General features: G+C 41.2%; 13 protein-coding genes and 7 tRNA genes. 5 read left to right on the top strand and 15 right to left on the bottom strand.

Features of this window, described 5'->3' with window-relative positions:
- Window positions 1–52 precede the first annotated feature (52 nt).
- The 7 genes from BM736_RS15095 to BM736_RS15065 form a co-directional block, all read right to left on the bottom strand.
- Window positions 53–138, bottom strand: a tRNA-Leu gene (locus tag BM736_RS15095).
- A gap of 79 nt (window positions 139–217) precedes the next feature.
- Window positions 218–291 (bottom strand) — tRNA-Cys (locus BM736_RS15090).
- An 18-nt stretch (window positions 292–309) separates the two neighbouring features.
- Window positions 310–385 (bottom strand) — tRNA-Gly (locus tag BM736_RS15085).
- 151 nt (window positions 386–536) lie between these two features.
- Window positions 537–1094: a CDP-diacylglycerol--glycerol-3-phosphate 3-phosphatidyltransferase gene (gene pgsA / locus BM736_RS15080; RefSeq protein ID WP_076413661.1), complete on the bottom strand. Its 558-nt coding sequence runs from the start codon at window positions 1092–1094 to the stop codon at window positions 537–539.
- Window positions 1095–1141: 47 nt separating this feature from the next.
- Entirely contained in the window at window positions 1142–2971 is a 1830-nt protein-coding gene (uvrC, locus tag BM736_RS15075) for an excinuclease ABC subunit UvrC (protein WP_076413659.1), read from the bottom strand.
- A 33-nt stretch (window positions 2972–3004) separates the two neighbouring features.
- Window positions 3005–3649 (bottom strand): UvrY/SirA/GacA family response regulator transcription factor, encoded by a 645-nt coding sequence (gene uvrY / locus BM736_RS15070; protein WP_076413657.1) that lies wholly within the window; start codon window positions 3647–3649, stop codon window positions 3005–3007.
- Between the two features lie 566 nt (window positions 3650–4215).
- Window positions 4216–4306, bottom strand: a tRNA-Ser gene (locus BM736_RS15065).
- 306 nt (window positions 4307–4612) lie between these two features.
- Here BM736_RS15065 and BM736_RS15060 point away from each other — a divergent pair.
- Together BM736_RS15060 and fabA are read left to right on the top strand one after the other, a co-directional pair.
- Complete coding sequence (locus tag BM736_RS15060) at window positions 4613–6397, top strand: S16 family serine protease (protein ID WP_076413895.1); 1785 nt, start codon at window positions 4613–4615, stop codon at window positions 6395–6397.
- Between the two features lie 68 nt (window positions 6398–6465).
- On the top strand, window positions 6466–6981 hold the full coding sequence (gene fabA, locus BM736_RS15055) for a bifunctional 3-hydroxydecanoyl-ACP dehydratase/trans-2-decenoyl-ACP isomerase (RefSeq protein ID WP_076413654.1): 516 nt from the start codon (window positions 6466–6468) through the stop codon (window positions 6979–6981).
- A 91-nt stretch (window positions 6982–7072) separates the two neighbouring features.
- Here the strand turns inward: fabA and rmf are convergent, their stop codons facing one another.
- The 5 genes from rmf to rlmKL form a co-directional block, all read right to left on the bottom strand.
- Entirely contained in the window at window positions 7073–7249 is a 177-nt protein-coding gene (gene rmf / locus BM736_RS15050; RefSeq protein ID WP_076413652.1) for a ribosome modulation factor, read from the bottom strand.
- Window positions 7250–7425: 176 nt separating this feature from the next.
- The gene (locus tag BM736_RS15045; RefSeq protein WP_076413650.1) at window positions 7426–9303 is read right to left on the bottom strand and encodes a DUF3466 family protein; all 1878 of its coding nucleotides are present in this window, start codon (window positions 9301–9303) and stop codon (window positions 7426–7428) included.
- A gap of 39 nt (window positions 9304–9342) precedes the next feature.
- Window positions 9343–11262: an ABC transporter ATP-binding protein gene (locus BM736_RS15040; RefSeq protein WP_076413648.1), complete on the bottom strand. Its 1920-nt coding sequence runs from the start codon at window positions 11260–11262 to the stop codon at window positions 9343–9345.
- A gap of 1 nt (window position 11263) precedes the next feature.
- Window positions 11264–11497 (bottom strand): glutaredoxin family protein, encoded by a 234-nt coding sequence (locus tag BM736_RS15035; RefSeq protein ID WP_076413646.1) that lies wholly within the window; start codon window positions 11495–11497, stop codon window positions 11264–11266.
- Window positions 11487–13622: a bifunctional 23S rRNA (guanine(2069)-N(7))-methyltransferase RlmK/23S rRNA (guanine(2445)-N(2))-methyltransferase RlmL gene (gene rlmKL, locus BM736_RS15030; protein WP_076413644.1), complete on the bottom strand. Its 2136-nt coding sequence runs from the start codon at window positions 13620–13622 to the stop codon at window positions 11487–11489. Before rlmKL ends, BM736_RS15035 begins: the two co-directional genes overlap by 11 nt.
- A gap of 285 nt (window positions 13623–13907) precedes the next feature.
- Between rlmKL and BM736_RS15025 the strand changes: the two genes are divergently transcribed.
- From BM736_RS15025 to BM736_RS15015, 3 genes are all read left to right on the top strand, one after another.
- Window positions 13908–13984 (top strand) — tRNA-Met (locus tag BM736_RS15025).
- A 59-nt stretch (window positions 13985–14043) separates the two neighbouring features.
- Window positions 14044–14120: transfer RNA gene (locus BM736_RS15020), tRNA-Met, on the top strand.
- 59 nt (window positions 14121–14179) lie between these two features.
- Window positions 14180–14256 (top strand) — tRNA-Met (locus tag BM736_RS15015).
- Between the two features lie 402 nt (window positions 14257–14658).
- Here the strand turns inward: BM736_RS15015 and BM736_RS15010 are convergent.
- From BM736_RS15010 to BM736_RS15000, 3 genes are all read right to left on the bottom strand, one after another.
- Window positions 14659–15192, bottom strand: coding sequence for a cell division protein ZapC (locus tag BM736_RS15010; RefSeq protein WP_076413642.1), 534 nt, complete (start codon window positions 15190–15192; stop codon window positions 14659–14661).
- A gap of 166 nt (window positions 15193–15358) precedes the next feature.
- Window positions 15359–16378, bottom strand: a complete 1020-nt coding sequence (pyrD, locus tag BM736_RS15005) for a quinone-dependent dihydroorotate dehydrogenase (RefSeq protein ID WP_076413641.1) — start codon at window positions 16376–16378, stop codon at window positions 15359–15361.
- A gap of 60 nt (window positions 16379–16438) precedes the next feature.
- Complete coding sequence (locus BM736_RS15000; protein WP_076413639.1) at window positions 16439–21277, bottom strand: NAD-glutamate dehydrogenase; 4839 nt, start codon at window positions 21275–21277, stop codon at window positions 16439–16441.
- Window positions 21278–21353 lie beyond the last annotated feature (76 nt).

Genomic DNA, 21353 nt, shown 5'->3' with positions numbered 1-21353 from the left:
TAAGTATACGATAAATACAAAAAAGCCCTAACTTTCGTTAGGGCCTAAATGATGGTACCCGAGGCCGGACTTGAACCGGCACGCCTATTAAGCGAGGGATTTTAAATCCCTTGTGTCTACCAATTCCACCACTCGGGCAAAACTTTTGACCTTGATGAAACGTACTCTTGGTAGTAAGCACTGTACCTTTAAAAGATACTCACCAAATTCTAAATCGTGGAGGCGCGACCCGGAGTCGAACCGAGATCGACGGATTTGCAATCCGCAGCATAGCCATTCTGCCATCGCGCCACAATCTTAATGATTGATTGGAGCGACATATCGGGTTCGAACCGATGACCTATACCTTGGCAAGGTATCGCTCTACCAACTGAGCTAATGTCGCTTACATATTTTATCAATCATATCTGCAGTAAGTTGTTTCTTAAGAAGCTTTCCCTTGACTGCGGAATGGCATTCTACCGATTTAGCGCCAAGAGTCAATCGTATATTTCACGATAAATGACTACTTGAACACTAAATAGACTTATTGCATTTTAATTATTCGATTCTGCAGTTAAATCACCCCAAGCCGCTATGATATAGCTCATCATTGACCAAAAGGTAAGAACAGCTGCTACATAAAACAAAGCATATGCGGTATAAGTTAGAAAATCATTGGGGTGCCAAATCAATCCAGTTATCGCGACCATCTGAGCTGCTGTTTTATATTTACCAATCCAAGAAACTGCGACAGCACCACGCTTACCTATTTCAGCCATCCACTCTCGTAATGCGGAAATCACAATTTCACGGCCAATCATAAACAGCGCAGGTAGTGTAAGCCAAATATTGTTGTACTCAGCGACAAGCAAAACAAGTGCAGTTGTCACCATTATCTTATCTGCAACAGGGTCAAGGAATGCCCCAAACCGAGTCGACTGTTTAAGCTTGCGTGCGGCATAGCCATCTAATGCGTCTGTGACAGCTGCTAGCCAGAATATAAATGCGGCAGCAAAAGGTGACCAAGAGTAAGGAAGGTAAAAAACTACAACAAATATAGGCAGTAAAAAAAGCCTAAATAAAGTTAAAGCTATAGGTATATTAAACGGCATGAGAAAACCAATAGTTTAAAAGCAGCGCCAATTTTGCCCTAATTTTACTACCCTCGCAATGAATCATGGATTGTTTGTGCCATTTCTAGGCTAATACCGGGTACTTTTGCCAATTCAGACACACTCGCGCCCTTAACTTCCTGTATACCACCTAAATATTGCAACAGGGACTTACGTCGTTTAGGCCCAACACCTGGAATTGATTCAAGGGATGAAGTATTTCGGGTTTTCTGACGCTTATTTCTATGCCCAGTAATTGCAAAGCGGTGTGATTCATCACGTATGTGTTGAATTAGGTGCAGGGCTCCTGAATCTGCTGCAATGGTAAAAGAGAGTTCGTTTTCACCGTAAATAAGTGTTTCTAGCCCAGGTTTACGCCCTTCACCTTTAGCCACACCAATCAATAAAGGCGCGCGTTCGATATTCGCAAACTTCTCATCAACAATTTTCTGAGCGATACGAAGCTGGCCAGTGCCGCCATCAATAAACAGAATGTCAGGGATTTTCCCTGTACTGTCAATTTTGTCAAAACGGCGAGTGATTGCTTGTTTCATCGCAGCATAATCATCGCCAGGGGTTATCCCATTAATGTTATAGCGACGATAATCTGACTTACTTGGCCCCTCTCGATTAAAGACCACACATGACGCAACCGTACTTTCGCCCATAGTGTGGCTAATATCAAAGCATTCCATGCGCCGTATAGGACTTGAGAGTTCTAAGGTTTCTTCAAGCAATAAAAAACGCTCTTCGACGGTGTTTTTATGAGATAAGCGTGTTTTCACTGCGTTTGATGCATTTGTCACAGCAAGGCGTAGGAAGTTTGCCCGCTCACTGCGAACATTTGCTTTAATTTCTACTTTCTTCTGTAAAGAAGCTTGTATCGCTTTTTCAAGCTCAGGTAGATCATCAAAAGAGTGACTGAGCAAGATCTCCTTAGGCAGAGTGCGTTGACTGTCAGCATTGAGATAAAATTGAATCATAAAAGCACTTAACACTTCATCTAACTCAGTTTTAGCCGGGACTTTAGGGTAATAGCTGCGACTACCAAATATTTTGCCATTTCTAATAAACAGTAAATGAAAACAAGCCACACCGGATTCGTAATAAGCACCAATAACATCCATATCACCAGAGGAGTTTGAGACCTCTTGCTGCTCAGTAACCCTTCGTAGGGCTGAAATTTGATCCCTGATCCCTGCCGCAAGCTCATAATCGAGCGCCTTAGCTGCTGACTCCATTTTTTCAACAAGTTGGGTCATCACCTGTTGATCTCGTCCTTTAAGAAACAAACTAGCAAGAGTAACCTGCTCTTGATAATCAAAGTCAGAGATTTTGTTTACGCATGGTGCACTACAACGGCCTATCTGATATTGAAGGCAGGGACGCGAACGTGACTTGTAGTAGAGATCATCGCATTGACGAATAGGAAAAATCTTCTGCATGAGATGCAAACTCTCTCTTACAGCACCTCCATTAGGGTATGGTCCAAAATAGCTACCTTTATCGCGTTTAGGCCCTCTATGGTAGGCAAGCCTTGGATGTTTATGCTTACTGAGTAAAATATAGGGGTAAGATTTGTCGTCTCGAAGCAATACATTGTATTTAGGCATGTATTGCTTGATGTAATCATTTTCAAGAATAAGCGCGTCAGTTTCACTGTGTGTGAGCGTCACATCGATATTTTCGATATGAGACACTAACGCTTGTGTCTTCACATGTGGCAAGTTTTTGCGGAAATAGGAACTTAGACGTTTCTTTAAGTCTTTAGCTTTGCCGACATATATGACAGTACCTTCACCATCATACATTCGATAAACACCGGGTGATGAAGGTACACTTTTAAGAAAAACGGTTGAATCGAACTGAGTAGGCATAGATTTACTAAATAAAGTTGACTGTGTATTTGGTTATATCTGCCCTGTATCAAGCATCTTATAGCGAATGGCTAAGCGAGTTAGCTCTACATCACCACTGATCCCAAGCTTGGCAAACAGTCTATAGCGATAGCTATTCACCGTTTTAGGACTTAAATTAAGTTGCTCTGAGATTTCACTGACCTTTTCACCATTAGTGATCATCATCATTATCTGCAACTCACGTTCAGACAATGATTGAAAAGGGTTATCTTCACTAGGATTAAACTGGCTCAATGCCATCTGTTGTGCGATTTCAGGCGATAGATACCTTTGCCCATGAGCAACTTGCCTAATAGCTTGCAGAACTTCAGGAGGCGTGGCCCCTTTAGTCAAATAGCCCGATGCGCCAGCTTGCATCACTTTAGTTGGGAAAGGGTCTTCTGTTTGAATTGTCAGGACAATAATCTTAGCATGTGCTTGATACCGCAAAATTTTACGAGTAGCTTCTAAACCGCCTATCCCAGGCATGTTCATATCCATCAAGATAACATCAGCTTCGTTGTTTCGGCTCCACTGAACAGCAGTTTCACCATCTCCAGCTTCTCCAACAACTTTTATTCCACGCTCGTCTTCAAGAATTCGGCGTATACCAGTGCGGACTAATTCATGATCATCAACTAAATATACTGAAATCAATTCAAACAACCTTAGCTATCACTCGGTGAACCTTTCAAGATTCAAATTTTTAACTAGTGGTAATTTAGCCCATTAATCGCTAATAGGAAAGCTCGTTTTTGAATATGCTATCTAATTCAGAAATGGTTACAGCTTATATTGAATAGTTAATAAGCAAGCTATAAAAAATTTCTGTGTAATCGGCTTTTATTGATCACAATAGCTTATGTAGGATAAAGAGTTAGCAAGCCCAAACTATGTAGCTACTCAAGCGAATTTAATTCAAACAAACGCCATTTTCGATAATGAGCTTCATCAGATTCTTTGCTGAAAGAGAAGCACAGAGATAGCTGACTTTAAACAATAACAACACTAGGGTTCATATCCCTATCATGCTATTTCATTTCAGATACGAAAAAGCCCGCTATCTTTTAATAACGGGCTTCATCTGATTCTTTGCTGAAAGAGAAGCGCTGAGATAGCTGACTTTAAACAATAGCAACACTAGGGTTCATATTCCTATCATGCTATTTCATTTCAAATACGAAAAAGCCCGCTATCTTTCGATAACGGGCTTCATCTGAATGTGGCGGAGAGATAGGGATTTGAACCCTAGATGGGCTACAAACCCATGCCGGTTTTCAAGACCGGTGCATTCGACCACTCTGCCATCTCTCCGAACGCCGCGAATATTATAAGTATCTAAGGCTGATGTAAACCCTTTTTGTATTTTTTTATACTAACTGGCTATCTTATATGCAGCTAGAAATACTTGAGAATTAATTCGTAGCACGCTACAAAATCAAGCCAATTGCAGACAAGACTATTACCTAGCTTCTGGTATGTATTTACAGACCGATATGAATTCATTCTGTTTGCGTGCATAAACATGAAATTGCATATGGGCTAATGCTACGATGTGCTAACATCAACCTATTATTAATAATTTCTATTTAAGTAAGTAACAGCGTCTCTATGGCTTCTATGAATTCAAATCTAATTCCAGTATCTGCATTATCACCAAAGCACTCAATACCTAGTATCTCCTCGTTAAAATCTGATCGATGCGGTCTTTTATTAGGTCAAGAAAGAGTCATAGATGCATTTTCGCTCTTAGGTAAGATAGCTGATCAGCATATGTACCTCGCTGACTTTACAGCCACGGATAGAAAGCCTTTCATCAAAGCCCTTGTCAATAATGCAGGTACAATCAATAACCAATACCTGCTTTTGACCAATAGCGATGAAAAGCCTCAGTTTAGCTGGAATGAAATTGCAGCTCCAAAAATCGACAATGCTCAAGCAAAGACAGATACTTGTAACTTTGGGACTAAAAGTACTAGCTACCGCTACCTTGCCGGTAACATCTCTAAAGTAGATCTTCTAGGCCGTATAAAAAAAGCCGCGATACATGAGCCATCAGTCACTGAGCAATCATTTGCAGATTATACCTATGAAGCCGGTGCTTTATCACAGTGTCATTATCTATTTATATGTGCAGACTCACTGTGGAAACGTGAAGGCTTATGGGAGTTTGTTTTTGATATCATAGATAAACGTGAATATAAGGTTCATTCGTCCCTGCCCGCTATTCCCTTGCATTGTAAAATTATTATGGTGGGTTCGAGTACACAATATAGTGTCACTTGGCTTGAAGAAACGCGGTTTTTACAACACTTTCCACTGTTAGGAGAGATGGCCAGTGAGCTTGATTTAAATCGATACGAGAGCGAACAATACACACAATGGTTGGTCGAGGTTGCATCAAGTGCTGCTTTAACGCTAAGTCAGTCATCATTAGCCCCGCTTTATTTATATAGTGCACGTTTAGCCGATCATCAACAGCGCCTTTCTTTGCTTTCCACCCCAGTAAAGCAATTGCTCGCTCAGGCCAACGCCTATAGTCAAGAAGCTGAAATAACTGCTGAAGATATCAATAACGCATTAAAGCAGCACCAGCTGCGCCACAACTCATCGGAACAGCACTCTGCTCAGAACTTTGATGATAAGTTTATTAAGTTACCTACTGATGACTACATGATTGGGCAAATTAATGGTCTTACTGTTCTTGAAACTGTTGAGCACTGTTATGGTGAGCCAGCCAGAATAACAGCTTCAGTTCACTATGGTGACGGTGAGGTTGCCGATATAGAAAGAAAGTCTGAATTAGGCGGCAATATCCATGCTAAAGGCATGATGATCCTTTCTTCTTGTCTTTACCGTATTTTTGGTAAGGATGCCCCACTTCATCTAAACGCTAACATCGTGTTTGAGCAGTCATATCAAGAGATTGATGGTGACAGTGCTTCATTAGCGGAGTACTGTAGTTTAATTTCTGCCATCACTGAAAAACCAATCTACCAAGGCATTGCTGTTACTGGTGCTATAGACCAATTTGGCCAAGTGCAAGCCATTGGCGGCGTGAATGAAAAAGTAGAGGGCTTTTTTAATCTTTGTCAGCGAAGAGGCTTATCTGGCGAACAAGGAGTCATTATTCCTCGGTCAAATACACAGCAATTAAACCTATCCCCTGCAGTGCTCCAAGCCGTTGCTAATAATAAATTCAAACTCTATCACATTGAACATATAGACGAAGCTGTAGAGCTCTTGATGAACACCTCAGCAGGTATTGCAGATGAAAATGGTAACTTCCCTGATGATTCTGTTTATGGATTGGTACAAAGCCGATTAGCGAACCTTGCGGGTTATCAGGAAGAAGAGACAAGTTTTTTTGCGAAGTTACTCGAAAAATTAAGATTTTCTAGCTGATCGGAGTTGTTTAGCTTACACGTGTTCGCTAACCTTGGCAGCTCAAATTGCAGAAGTGAAGTAGAACAATGAGCAAAGCAAACAGTTTCAGTAAAGAAGAACTTATCGCCTGTGGCCATGCGGAATTATTTGGTAAGAACTCCCCTCGCCTTCCAATAGATAATATGTTGATGATAGACAGAGTGATAAAAATCAACGAAGATGGCGGAGAGTTTGGTAAAGGTGAAATTGTTGCAGAGCTAGATATCGATCCTAAGCTTTGGTTCTTCGGCTGTCACTTCGAAAATGACCCTGTAATGCCAGGCTGCCTCGGCCTAGACGCCATGTGGCAATTGGTTGGTTTTTTCCTCGGATGGGAAGGTGCTGAAGGTAAAGGGCGTGCCTTAGGTGTGGGTGAAGTCAAATTTACAGGCCAGGTACTACCTGATGCTAAAAAGGTCACTTACAAACTGACAATTAAGCGTAAGGTGTATCGCAAACTTACCATGGGTATTGCTGATGCCACTATGGAAGTCGATGGACGTGAAATCTACAGCGCTAAAGATCTAAAAGTTGGTATTTTCACAGATACTAGCACTTTCTAACCAGAATAGACTTTGCAATATAGCGTTTAAAAGCGATAAAAATGCCCTCTGTCTTTCACATTTTAGTGAAGCTAGAGGGCAAAATGCTGCGTTACTTATTAAATAAGCCACTTAACCGGCCATCTACGCCTTCGCGCCACCCCCCTAACCATTGTGACTTAGAATCAAGTGTCGAGTACGGACAATTCTCCTTTGAGCGGCCGCCAACTCCGGCTTGAAATCCTTTCGAAAAAGCTCTATCTAAACGATCTCTTTTTTGTCTCTTCATGCAAGCATCCTCTGTTTTACATACAAAGAAGCAATAGCTTCAACAGATAGAAATAGATCTTTTTCACCTTAAGATCAATCAAAATTTAACCAATTTACACGGTTATTTTTTAAGCTATTGAGTTATCAAGACAAAAAAAATCGAGGCATATACCTCGACTTTTATACAACTTTGAACTACTTGTAACGGCGACGTAACCAAAGTAACGGCAATGCAAACAACCAAGCAAAACTGGCAGCACCTTTGCGCTCATAATCTTCTGGCTCTTCATTATCATCGACACAGTTATTCGCGTTTAACCACTCATCCGTCGCTTCTACACCATTGGTTTGTAATACTACCGAACGAGGCAGATAAGAGGTGAGCGGGTCGCCATAACCATTTACTTCAAATACTGGCTTGCCATTTTCGATAACTAGATTTCCGTCTTCATCAAACTTATACTGAGGCTTACGCACAAATACTGTGCCTACAATCACGCCATCCTCGTTGATGCCGTTAGCTTCAACAACGAGTAGATCTTCGTTATAAGAGAGTATCGCACCAGAGCCATCCTCAACAGATACCTTTCTACGTTGCCACTTGTCATCGACTTTTTCAAAACCTTTAGACTCACAAGTTAATAGCTTATTTAGGTTATTAAATTCGTCAGTGTTTTTATCGAAAAGGAATCCGGCTTTAGGGCGTGGCTTCTCTTTATCATGAGTCGTTTCTATGTAACCAACAACTTGACCAGCATTATTGATATCTTTTGGTCTGCTACTTAGATCCGACGTAGAGTTATAAAAATCATTTGGTGTAACGATTTCAGTATCAGGCGTGTTTATATCGTAATAGAAGAATTTATCTCTGATGTAACCTTCAAGATACTGCTTGTAACTTCCGACTAAAATGCCACTGTCGTTGATATCATATGCGATAGATTCAAATCTATCATCTATCATCTCAACCCAGTTATATTCATATTCACCACTTGTATTCTTTGTCCAGTATGAAGCATCGTAAGCTAGCTTATCCTTGTTGCCTCGACGATAAACATGTGAGCGACCGACTACAACACCAGCATCATTGAGCCCTAGACCCTGCGCCCTATAAATATAGCTTGAGTCTGAACTTGGAGTTAACCCGAGTGGTAGCTCTGTGGCTGCAATCTCTCCGGCATTAAGTTGCCATACATAACCACGTACCTGATAAATGATGTAGCTGTTACCATAAACATCATAAGGGAATTGTAAAGATTGAATACAGACATCAATAGGATATTTGTCATCAGCAATACAGCTATCTATTCGCTCTTTTGAGTTTTTTGACAGCTCTGTACCAGCGTAACCTGTGATCAGGCCATTAGCGTTGACCTTAGCAGCCACAGAGTAACCGCCGATATTAACTGTAGTATCGTCTTTAACATATTCAGTTAAAGGTGGAACAATCTGGATCTCAGTATCATCGGCAGTTTTAACGAAACCACGCTCTTCAAACTCACGATAATACCAAAACTCTTGATCTTCAGTATCGCCAGTATAGGGCGCAGTTTGCTCTTCAGCCGTCATAGAGCCAACTTTAACACCGGCGTCATTAAACCCGTAAAAATAGGCATCAACTGAGTTTATTGTGTCAGGTTGCGTTTCATCGGTGTCACCAGGTGGTGTTGTACCGTTTACGCTATCAAACTCAGGTAACCAAGGTTTAGCCGCATTATTTTCATCTGCTGTGAAAGTAAAGTTGTTAGCAAGAATGGGTTCATTAATTGAAAAAGTGATCTGCTCCTCTGGAGCTATCCCATCTTCGATATCGATAACACCATCATCATCTTCAGAGGTTGATAGCTTTTTCTTACCTTTAGCCACACCCAATGATTCAGCATTAGCATTGACAGCCATACCGTAACCACTACGCGTACCTTGTAATGTACCGATAAGTTCAGCGCCGTCTTCCTGACTATATATTTCATCTAGGTTTTTAATTTCATATACAGGTGCCGCTTGAGCAGCCTGTAAAACACCCATTACACCTACTGCAACTAATGATAGGCCTTTATCCAGTTTCAACTTCATTAACGCTATTCCCATACTATTTCTAGTTTTAATTTTGTATTACTTAAGCGACTCTAACTCTTCCCATCGCTCGAAGCACACTTCCAACTCCTGCTCTTTGCTGGCTAGCTGGCCGAGTTGGAGATTAATTTTATCTTGATCTTGAGCGTAGAACTCTGGCGCACTAATCACTTCCTGTAACGCTTCAACCTCTTGCTCTAACTGCTCCATCTTGGCAGGTAAAGCTTCAAGTTCACGTTGAAGCTTATAAGAAAGTTTCTTCTCAGCTTTTGGTTTTATCTCTACAATTACCTCTTTAACCTCAACCTCTGGAGGTTGGACAGCCTTTGTCTCTTGAGGTTCCTCAGAATAAAATTTAGCTCCCTGAGAGACTGCATCTTGGTAACCACCAACATACTCACTCCAGCCACCATTGCCAGTAAACCACCAACTACTGGTGACTGTATTATCGATAAATGCTCTATCGTGGCTGACAATTAACAGTGTGCCTGGATATTCGGTTAGTAAAGACTCTAACAACTCTAAGGTCTCAATATCAAGATCGTTGGTTGGTTCATCAAGAATAATTAAGTTTGCAGGTTTAATTAATAGCCTAGCAAGCAACAATCTATTCTTTTCTCCACCAGAAAGTGCCTTTACAGGCGTTCTTGCTCGCATCGGAGAGAAAAGAAAGTCTTGTAAGTAACTTAAGATATGACGATCTTGCCCATTAATAGTGATGGTTTTTTTACCATCCCCTACATTTTCTTCAACCGTTTTTTCAGGATCTAATGCTTCACGGTATTGATCAAAGTAAGCAATCTCGAGCTTAGTACCTACTTTTACGCTACCTGATTGCGCTTCTAGCTGGCCAATTAACAGCTTAACCAGTGTAGACTTACCACAGCCATTAGGACCTACGAGTGCAATGCGGTCACCGCGCATAACAGCACTAGTGAAGTTCTTGACTAGATTCTTCTCAGGAAGATTGAAGTTTAGGTTTTCAATATCAAAAACAAGCTTTCCTGAGCGATCAGTATCGGCCACAGCCATCTTGGCGCCACCTTGACGATTCAGACGTGCCATACGCTCAACCCTCAGAGCCTTCAGCGCGCGAACACGACCTTCATTACGAGTACGCCTTGCTTTGACCCCCTGCCTAATCCATGTCTCTTCTTCTGCGAGTCGCTTATCAAATTGGGCATTTTGCTCAGCTTCAACCCTTAACCACTCAGCTTTACCTTCAAGGTACGTCTGATAATTACCTGGCCATGAAGTGACTACACCACGGTCTAAATCAACGATACGAGTCGCCATTCGCTGAATGAATCCTCTATCGTGACTGACGAATACAATGGCACCTCGATAGCTCATTAAAAACTGTTCAAGCCACTCGATAGTATCAATATCTAGATGGTTAGTTGGCTCATCTAACAATAACAGATCTGGGTCACTGACTAGAGCACGAGCAAGTGCAACCTTACGTTGCCAGCCTCCAGATAGCTCAGAAAGCGCACTGTCTGGGTCTAAACCTAAGAGTTCACAGTTTTGATTGATACGGTTATCCAACTGCCAGCCATTTAGATGGTCGATATCTCCCTGCAAACGCTCCATCTGCTTAAGCATGCGTTCCATCTCATCAGGCTCAGCGCTGCCTACATCATGGGACAGCTGATGGTAACGCTCCAACTTCTCCCCAACCTCTTGCAGGCCAGCTGAAATATAGGCATACACAGTTCCCTTCTCAGCTTTTGGTGGATCTTGCTGTAAACGACTCACTTTAACATCGGTAGCAATATTGAATTCGCCGTCATCAAGCAGCACATCACCGCTCAACACCTTCATTAAACTAGATTTACCAGCACCATTTCGGCCAACAATACAAACTCGTTCACCGGGCTCAATGGTAAAATCAGCTTTTTGTAATAGTGGGGTGTAACCATAGGCTAGAGAGCCACTATTAATACGAACAAGACTCAAGTTATGCTCCTAAAAAATTCTTTAATACAGCCTCATCAAATGGCCAATTAAGCTCATTATCTGAATCTACCTGCTTTAATACTGGAATACGAATACCGTACTGTTCAGCTAAATCTTCATCATCACAAATATCGTATTTGACATATGATATCCCTGATACCTTCACCAGCTCTTCAGCTAGCTCACACAGATGACAGGCATCTGTGTGGAACAAGATATAGCCATTACTCGGCATGGGTTAGTAGCCAAGTATTATGGATCTGAGGGTTACGCTTAAAATCTAACGGCAAAGTTTGATCATCTATATTTTTAACTTTGATGCCAGCAGCTTCTAATGCCTCAGTTTCCATCTTAAATTTACGTTTATTATTGGAAAAAATGATCTCGCCACCAGGTCTAAGGATTTTAATCAGATCCGTCAACAAGGCTACATGATCACGCAGTACGTCGAACGAGTCTTCCATACGCTTAGAGTTTGAAAAGGTTGGCGGATCAATAAAGATAAAATCAAAAGTATCATGCGTACGCTTGATCCAAGTTAAACAGTTGGCTTGTACAAATGAATACTTGTTGTCATTTAAACCATTTAAGGCAAAGTTCTCTTTCGCCCAGTTGATATAGGTATTAGACATATCCACAGTAGTCACAGTCTTTGCACCGCCTAAAGCCGCATGTACTGAAGCTGAACCGGTGTAAGCAAACAGGTTAAGCATATCTTTATTATGAGACTTCTCACCTACAAGCTTTCGAGTCAGTCGATGATCAAGGAAAAGCCCAGTATCGAGATACTCTTTAAGGTTTAACTTAAATCTTGCACCATACTCTGTCGTCACTAGCTCTAGCTTAGTTGCTGAAAGCTTCTCATACTGATTGATACCTTTTTGGCGTTCGCGCTTTTTCAAGATAATGTTTTTTGGATCAATACCTATCGCGCCAGGTAAAGCAATCAGAACATCTGTCAAACGACGCTTAGTCACGGACTCTGGGATATCCATTGGTGCGGTATACTCTTGAATGACCACATAATCCTGATATTTATCAATAGCAACTTTATAATCAGGTAGATCAGCATCGTAAATACGGTAGCTATCAATCCCCTCTTTTTTAGCCCACTTCTTCAATTGCTTATAATTTTTCTTCACACGGTTTGCAAATGGAACTGCAATATCGCTAACATCGCCTTCAATCTTGATGTTTTCAGGATCAACTCGGCGAGTATTTTCAGCATGAACAGTGTACAGATTAAATGCACAGTCTAAAGGACCGTTACTCATCTTCATCTGTTTATCCGCTTTGAGCTTCAAAGCAGATAAAAGCTCTTTGTCACTATTTAAAATAGCTAACTGCCATCCACCAAATTCAGCTTTAAATTTATCACCTAACTGGTAATAAAGTTGAAGTAGCTCAGTAACAGTGCCTAAACGTTCACCGTATGGTGGGTTACTGATCAAATAACCAGTGGCTTCAGGTACTTTGACCTCCAAAGCGTCACTGACACTAAAGTCAATCAGATCACTAACACCTGCGTTCTCAGCATTTTGTTGTGCGATTGAAATAAGGTGGGGTTGTATATCTGAGCCGTAAAACTTAGTTTTACAACGTGTGATACCAATAGAAGCCCTTGCGCCAGCTTCATTAAGCAGTTCTTGCCAAAGTTTATCGTTATGTCTCAGCCAATGCTCAAAGCCAAAACGCTCTCGCTTAAGCCCAGGTGCGATGTCACATGCCATCATGGCCGCTTCAATCAAAATGGTTCCACTACCACAGAAGGGATCAAGTAATGATACAGGCTGTTTTTTCCATCCACTACGAACTAGCATATTGGCAGCAAGGTTCTCTTTTAAAGGCGCCTCACCCGTCGTTGAACGATAACCACGTTTATGCAACGCAGGTCCTGAGAAATTCAAACCAATAGTGATCTCTCCACGGCGATAGTGGGCATCGATGACAAAATCAGCATCATGACGTGCAACATCTGGTCTTGAAAAGTCATCATCACGAAAACGGTCTACGATCGCATCTTTTATTTTCAGCGCGCCAAACATGGTGTTGTTAATGAAACCACCTTGTCCGTGGAAATCGATGCTAAATGTACTGCGGTTTGAAAACTGCATCTGCCAATCTATACCGTAAGCGGCGTTATAAAGCTGCTCAGGTGACTCACATGGTCCTTTATGGATCACAACAATGATCCGACTAGCAAGTCGTGACCAAAGCGTTATCCTATAGCCAAGTTCAAGTTCAGCGGAGAAATAAACACCTGCGACACTCTCTTTAATTTCAGAGGCACCGAGCTCAGCTAACTCAAGTGATAACGCATATTCATAGCCCCGAGGAGCAGCAGCAAAAAAATTTAACATTGTATAGATAGGCACACCGTAAAAATTAATCAGACATTATACCTTGATGAGCACTGAAATGATAAAAACTTATTGCCTCATATTGATATTATTCCAGCTAAATGCCTGATGTTTGTATAATCTCCCCCCACTTCGCCTTTTTATTGAGCGCTTAAAGTTAATATATAAAAACTGACTTGCAATGCCCTCATCATATCGCTATAGTTCGCCCCGCTTTGAGAGAGCAGCTAAATATTCAATTAGAAACGTTTACTGTGTCTACACTATCGAAGTTGAAAAATCGGACGCGGGATGGAGCAGTTTGGTAGCTCGTCGGGCTCATAACCCGAAGGTCGTTGGTTCAAATCCAGCTCCCGCAACCAATTCTTTAGTTAAAGAATTAAATCATTAACTCACTCATCTAGTGTATAGGTCATCCGGACGCGGGATGGAGCAGTTTGGTAGCTCGTCGGGCTCATAACCCGAAGGTCGTTGGTTCAAATCCAGCTCCCGCAACCAATTCTTYAGTTAAAGAATTAAAWCWTTAACTCACTCAYCTAGTGTATAGGTCATCCGGACGCGGGATGGAGCAGTTTGGTAGCTCGTCGGGCTCATAACCCGAAGGTCGTTGGTTCAAATCCAGCTCCCGCAACCAATTTTCAATTGAGAACACTCATTGAAAAGTAACCAGCGAAAGCTGGTTTTTTTATGTCTGAATTTCAGAAGAAGGGAAATAGAGTAATTTACTCAGCCCTACGCTTAACGCTTTATAAAGATTGAGAAGCTAATAGACTAGCCCGCAAAGTTTCGTTAAATGTCAAATACACTCAATTATAACCCCCTCCCCTTTGTCACTTGCCACATATGTTGTAAAAGTATTCAAACTTTACGAATTATTTAGTTCGATAAATTAAATAGTAATTTTTTAGCTGGCATAGATAAAAAGGTAGGTAACAAATATTGCGAGAGAGAAAATACTCATCTTAATTAGACACGTCTAACAATGGTATTTTATTAGTTAGGACATTAAGAAGGCCAGACAATAACAGCTTTATGTTTAAGCTGCTGCGATCTGATGTTTTATATTTAAAGGATGCAGCCTATCATGCATCACTTTAATGCATTCAAATTGGCTTAATGATTTCGAGTCACTTAACTTGAGTTCTTGTTCAAGCACCATAACAAGAGATGCTTGTATGCTAGTTTCGACAACTAAAACTTGTGCATTTACACCTTGGCATCTGAGCTGAAAAACTTTACCTAACTCACTATAGACACACATACTACTGGTATCAAAAAACCATGACTTTGGCATCTGAGGCTTTAATAAAAAGTGAGCAGCGGTTGCATTTAGCGCAAGTTGAACCATTAAAGCATCACTTAATCTTAATGATTTAGACAGGAGCTCAGTAAATTCAATATAAAATTTGGCATGACTAACATTAAACTCTAAATCCATCATAGCGTCAGGAATTAAAGTTTTGTTTTTATAAGGGGTCAGAAATTCCATATCTGAACCTAATGAAACGCTCAAAACACCATACGTATCATTATATCTCCACTGCCAATCCCTTTTTGGCATTAATAACATAATGTTTACCTGTCATATTGAATACAGGCCGATAATAGTTGATATTTCATCCAATATCAAAATATATTTGAATTATTCCATCAAGATTACAACAAGTTACATAGATCATGCGCGATCATAAAACGATCGCGCGATCTATTAAAGATCAAATAAATGATCTTATTATCTATCTAACCCTATAAGCATTAACAATATCTTCAATTAGCTTAGGTCCTTGATAAATAAACCCTGAATAAATCTGAACCATACTGGCACCGGCATCAAGTTTATCTATTGCATCTGCCGCGCTATTAATGCCGCCAACACCTATGATCGGAATTTCACCTTTAAGGCAATCTGAAAGTTGCTTAATAATAGATGTTGACAATGAATTCAATGGCTTACCACTTAACCCTCCAGATTCATTCGCATTAAGCAAACCACTCACACCATCACGGCTGAGCGTAGTGTTAGTGGCAATAGCCCCATCGAATTTATTTCGAATAAGAGAGTCAGCAATCTTTTGGACTTCTTCAGGAGAGAGATCTGGTGCAATTTTTAGTGCGATCGGAACATACTTGCCATGTTTCTCTGCCAGATCTTTTTGTTTATCTTTAAGCGATGCAAGTAGATCGTCCAACAGATCACCGTATTGTAAGCTTCTTAAGCCTGGCGTGTTCGGTGACGAAATATTCACAGCAATATAGGTAGCATATTCGTAGACCTTATCCATACAGATAAGATAATCATCTTTTCCCTGCTCTACCGGTGTATCTTTATTTTTACCTATATTGACACCAATAAGTGCACCAGATTTAGCTTGTTTCAAGTTAGCAATTAAGTTGTCTACGCCTTTATTATTAAAGCCCATTCTATTGATAATTGCTTTTGCAGGCTTGAGTCTGAACAGACGAGGTTGCTCATTACCAGGCTGCGGTCTTGGTGTCACAGTTCCAACTTCAATATGACCAAAACCCATCGCATGAAAGCCATCGATGCATTCACCATCTTTATCCATGCCTGCAGCAAGTCCCACTGGGTTAGGGAATGTAATTCCCATAAATTCAACCGGAGCTTGCTCAAATTTCTGTGCATAAAAACAATCTAAAGGTGAATTTGCCGTAGATTTAAGACTGCTCATCGCAAGGTGATGGGCTTTTTCTGGATCCATCTGGAACATGACTTTTTGAGCGATTTTGTAAAACATGCTTTCTCCTAAACCGAAAAAAGCCCCGGCAAATGCCAGGGCTGATTAATTGATTAACTCCTAACCTTCGCAATGAAGTATTAGAAGATTGAGCTCACGTAAAGCAACTGAGAACTTGGCAAACTCATGGCTTTGCGAAGTTTTAAAGTCTGCGAGCATATGGAACCATCTCTCCAACAAGCCCTCGTTGGATTCTATCCACTGATTTATAATGCTATCGGCATCACAGCTAGAGGTACATGTTCTTAATACAACAGAACTCAAAGAGCGTTGCTGCCAATCTAGCTCTTCTCTAAATGCTGCTCTTGCAAGTGCTTGCCAGTGATTAGCCACTGGCTGCTCACTGATTTGATCTAAGAACCAATGAAGGTCAACTTGAGCACCTAGCTTGAAGTACGTTTCAGCAACAAGTGGAACAGGCTTGCTTTCAACTTCTGCAATTTGAGCAATATCAAGTGCAGAGAACAATGTGCTCATGTTAACAACATCTGTCGCAACAGTCTCATTGACGCCTTCTTTCACTAGCGCTGCAATCTCAGCTCTAATGGCCTCAACTTCAGCATCAACCATATAGCTATGAACATTTGCTTTCAAATCAGCAAATACAGGTGCAAAAAATGCGACTGTCTGTTCGATACTGTGATTACGGTTGCGATGACGCAAGAACCAACGACAAGCTCTACGTATATTTCGGCGCAACTGATGTAACATTTCACCTTGCACAACAGCAGGGATGATGCCATTTAGTGATGTGATCTCTCTGGTTAAATCAGCTAAACCAAACACTTCACGTGCCATAGTATAACAAATAGCAGCTTCAGCTACTGAGGCACCTGTCTCATCTTGCATACGTTGAACAAAATTAAGACCTAAATCATTAACAAGTTCATTGGCTAATGAGGTTGCAATAATCTCCGCACGTAACGGATGAGCAACCATGCGATCTGTGTATTTCTCTTGAAGTTGCTGAGGGAAATAAGCAATCAGCAACTGGCTTAAGAATGCATCATCAGTGATTTCTGGAGTGATCAATTGCTCCTTTAACACCATTTTGGCATAAGCAACCAATACTGACAGCTCAGGTCGAGTCAGTGGCTTACCATTAGCTAAACGTTCAGCTAACTCCTCTTCCGAAGGAAGGAACTCTAAGCCTCTATCTAACTTACCGTCTTTCTCTAGGTAATGAATAAAGCGGATCTGCTCTTTTAGCTGCTCAGCACCACGAACTTGTGTCACCGAAATAGTACGAGTTTGATCGTTACAGTCTTGGAGTACGATACGGCTTACTTCATCAGTCATCTCAACGAGCAAGCGGTTACGTTGCTTGAGCGTCATCTCACCATCTGCGACTAATGCATTTAACAAGATCTTAATGTTGACCTCGTTATCTGAGCAATCAACACCGCCGACGTTATCGACGAAATCAGTATTCATACGACCACCGTTAGCGGCGTACTCGATACGACCTAATTGAGTGCAACCTAAGTTACCGCCCTCACCTATAATTCTGGCTTTTACTTCATTACCATTGACGCGTAATGCATCATTGGCGCGATCGCCAACCTCAGCATGCGTCTCTGTTGATGATTTGACATAAGTGCCAATACCACCATTCCAGATTAGGTCGACATCCATCTTCAGTAGCTCTTTAAGCAGCTCTGTAGGTGTCATTGAGGCTTTCTTAGTATCAAGCATCCTTTTCATCTCAACAGACAAAGGAATTGACTTAGCTGAACGTAAGAATATTCCACCACCTTTAGAGATTAACTCTTTGTTATAGTCATCCCAGCTTGAACGAGGTAGCTCAAATAAACGAGCTCGCTCTTTATAACTAGATGCTGCATCTGGATTTGGATCGATAAAAATATGCAGATGGTTAAATGCAGTCACCAATCGAGTGTGTTCAGATAACAACATACCGTTACCAAATACATCACCCGCCATGTCTCCTACGGCAAGACAAGTAAAATCGGTAGTCTGACAGTCAATGCCAATTTCGCGGAAGTGACGCTTTACAGATTCCCATGCACCACGGGCAGTAATACCCATCTTCTTATGGTCATAACCATTACTACCACCAGAGGCGAATGCATCCCCTAACCAGAAGCCATATTCCTCAGAAATGCTGTTTGCAATATCAGAGAAAGTCGCGGTGCCTTTATCGGCTGCGACAACAAGATATGGATCATCTTCATCATGACGAACAACATTGACAGGAGGTACAACCTCGCCTTCAATAATGTTGTCTGATATATCAAGCAAACCACGGATAAATAAACGGTAGCACTCTTGGCCTTCAGTAAAGAACGCTTCACGTCCACCTTCGGTTGGAAGCTGCTTACAGACAAAACCGCCCTTGGCTCCAACAGGAACAATAACAGTATTTTTAACTTGCTGAGCTTTTACTAAGCCTAAGACTTCGGTACGGAAATCTTCACGTCTATCAGACCAACGTAATCCACCACGAGCAACTTTACCGCCTCTTAAGTGCACACCTTCAACTCGAGGAGAGTATACAAATATCTCGAATTTAGGTAATGGACGAGGCATCTCAGGTATCGCTTCAGGCAGAAACTTGAATGAAACGTATGGCTTCTCATTACCGTCAACTGATGGTTGATAGAAGTTCGTTCTTAACGTGGCATTAATAAGATCTAAATAACGACGAATAATTCTGTCATCATCGAGACTAGAAACATCTTCAAGACGGTTATCAATCTGCTCTACAAACTTACTGAGAGTACGTGTTTTCAACTTAGGGTTGAACTTACGAATGAACATTTTAACCAAGAGATCAGCTATCTGTGGATAGCGGCTAAATGTTTCCTCAATATAAGCCTGACTGAAGGTTGCGTCAATTTGGCGCATATACTTGGCATAGGCACGTAAAATAGACACTTCACGACCGCCTAAACCAGTAGCTAGAACAAGGCGGTTAAAACCATCATCTTCTAATTGCTTTCTCCAAACCTGAGAAAGTGCAGTCTGGAACCTGTCTTGACTTTCAGCGATATTCTCAGTGGTCGCCCCCTGCACTGTCATCAAGAAGTCTAAGATCCAGAAGGTATGACCATCTGCTGTTTTTATCTCATATGGACGCTCATTGATAACCCGTAGCCCAAAGTTCTCCAGCATAGGCAGTACATCTGAAAGATGGATTGGCTCATCTTTATGAAATAATTTCAGACGAACTTTACTGTTATTCAGCGCAGTTTCCTGTGGCTGATAGAAAAGCATCCCAAGTTTATGTTCATCATCCAAAGCTTCTAATTGCAAGATATCAACAACAGCAGAACTTGGAAGTACATCTTCTTGGTAGCTACGTGGAAAAGCAGTTAAGTACCTTTTAGTAAGGCTTGTTCCTGACTCTTCACCTCGAGCACTACTTAGGGAATCATTCAGTTTATCTTCCCATGAACGAGCGGCTTCAGTTAAATTATTTTCAATGGCGGCCACGTCTACTTCCATACTATTGTTGTCGACTTTCACTATATAGTGAGTACGTGCAAGGGTTGACTCTGAAAAATAGGTGGTAAACTCAACCTCTGCATCAGTGTTAAAGTGTTGGGCTAAGATGCGTTGAGTATCTTCACGTAATTTCGTGTTGTAGCGATCTTTAGAGACATAAACTAAGCATGACAAGAAGCGTCCAAAGCCGTCCTTACGTACAAACAGCTTTAATTTATCTCTATCCTGCATCTCAAGCACGCCATGAGCCACATGTGCCAGCTCTTCTACGTTGCCTTGAATTAACTCATCTCTAGGCAAAGTCTCAAGGATATGCATTAGGGCTTTATAATCATGAGAGCGAGGGGTTAAACCTGAGCGATCAAGTACGCGTTGTACTTTTTCAGCTAATAGCGGGATCTCACGAGGACTTCTATTGTAGAGATTTGATGCATATAAACCTAAGAATCTATCCTCACCAATGACGTTTCCTTTCTTATCGAAACGCTTTACGCCTACATAATCAACATACGCAGGACGGTGTACTCGGCTCTTCTCACTACTTTTAGTTAATACTAATAAACTTGAATCTAAGGCTTCTTTACGTGCACTTTCTGAAAATTCTGATAGTAATAAGCCTGAATCAGGTTGAGGTTTACCTGGAATATTCATCAGACCAAGACTTGATGATGTATCAGGAATAAGCTCTAAATCACCTTCTACTTTTTTCAGGTCATATCTGCGATAGCCCAGTAAGGTAAAATGATGATTATTAAGATAGTTTAAAAAGTTAGTCGCTTCTTCTAGCTCCTGCTTTTCACCCGGGTATGGTCGCTTAGCCAGATCAGCGATTGTCACATCAAGTTTGTTAGACATTGCATCCCAATCATTGACAGATGCTGCAACATCTCCAATCACAGACGCAATCTCTTTTTCCAATTGCTTGATATCAGCTTTACTACTTAACCTATCAATCTCAATTAAAAATACAGCGACTTTTTCGAGTTCTTCTTTTGTGTCATCGCCGTAACTTACTTGACTGATAGTGCCTTTAGTACGCTTAACAGACATCGGTGTATGAAGCATCATATGGGCAGTTATACCAATACGGTTAAGCGCCATACCAACGGAGTCAACAAGGAAAGGCATATCAGGTTGAATGACTTCAATAATTGAATGCGTTGACTGCCAACCATGCTTTGACTGACTAGGGTTAAACACACGAATATGAGCATCACCTTTGCTTGTCATATTCGCAGCATTCCACAAACTTAAAACCGCACCATAAAGGTCACTATCATTACGGGCTTTAAGATCATCTTTCGACATGTGGGCATAGAGACAATTAGCAAACTGCTCTACTTGCTTAGCTTGAGTATTAGGTACTTTTGAATGAATAAGGTTGACTACATTTTCCAGTAGTACTGAAGGCATTGCATCTTTCAAGGCCATGTTGCTGTTTCCTTTAAGGGTCTATGGCAGCGCTTTTATAATTTTTGGGATGCTTGTTACATATGACAAGTCAATA

Source organism: Shewanella sp. UCD-KL12, assembly GCF_001957125.1.
In the GTDB taxonomy this organism is placed as follows: domain Bacteria; phylum Pseudomonadota; class Gammaproteobacteria; order Enterobacterales; family Shewanellaceae; genus Shewanella.
This window is presented reverse-complemented; position numbering and strand designations above follow the sequence as displayed.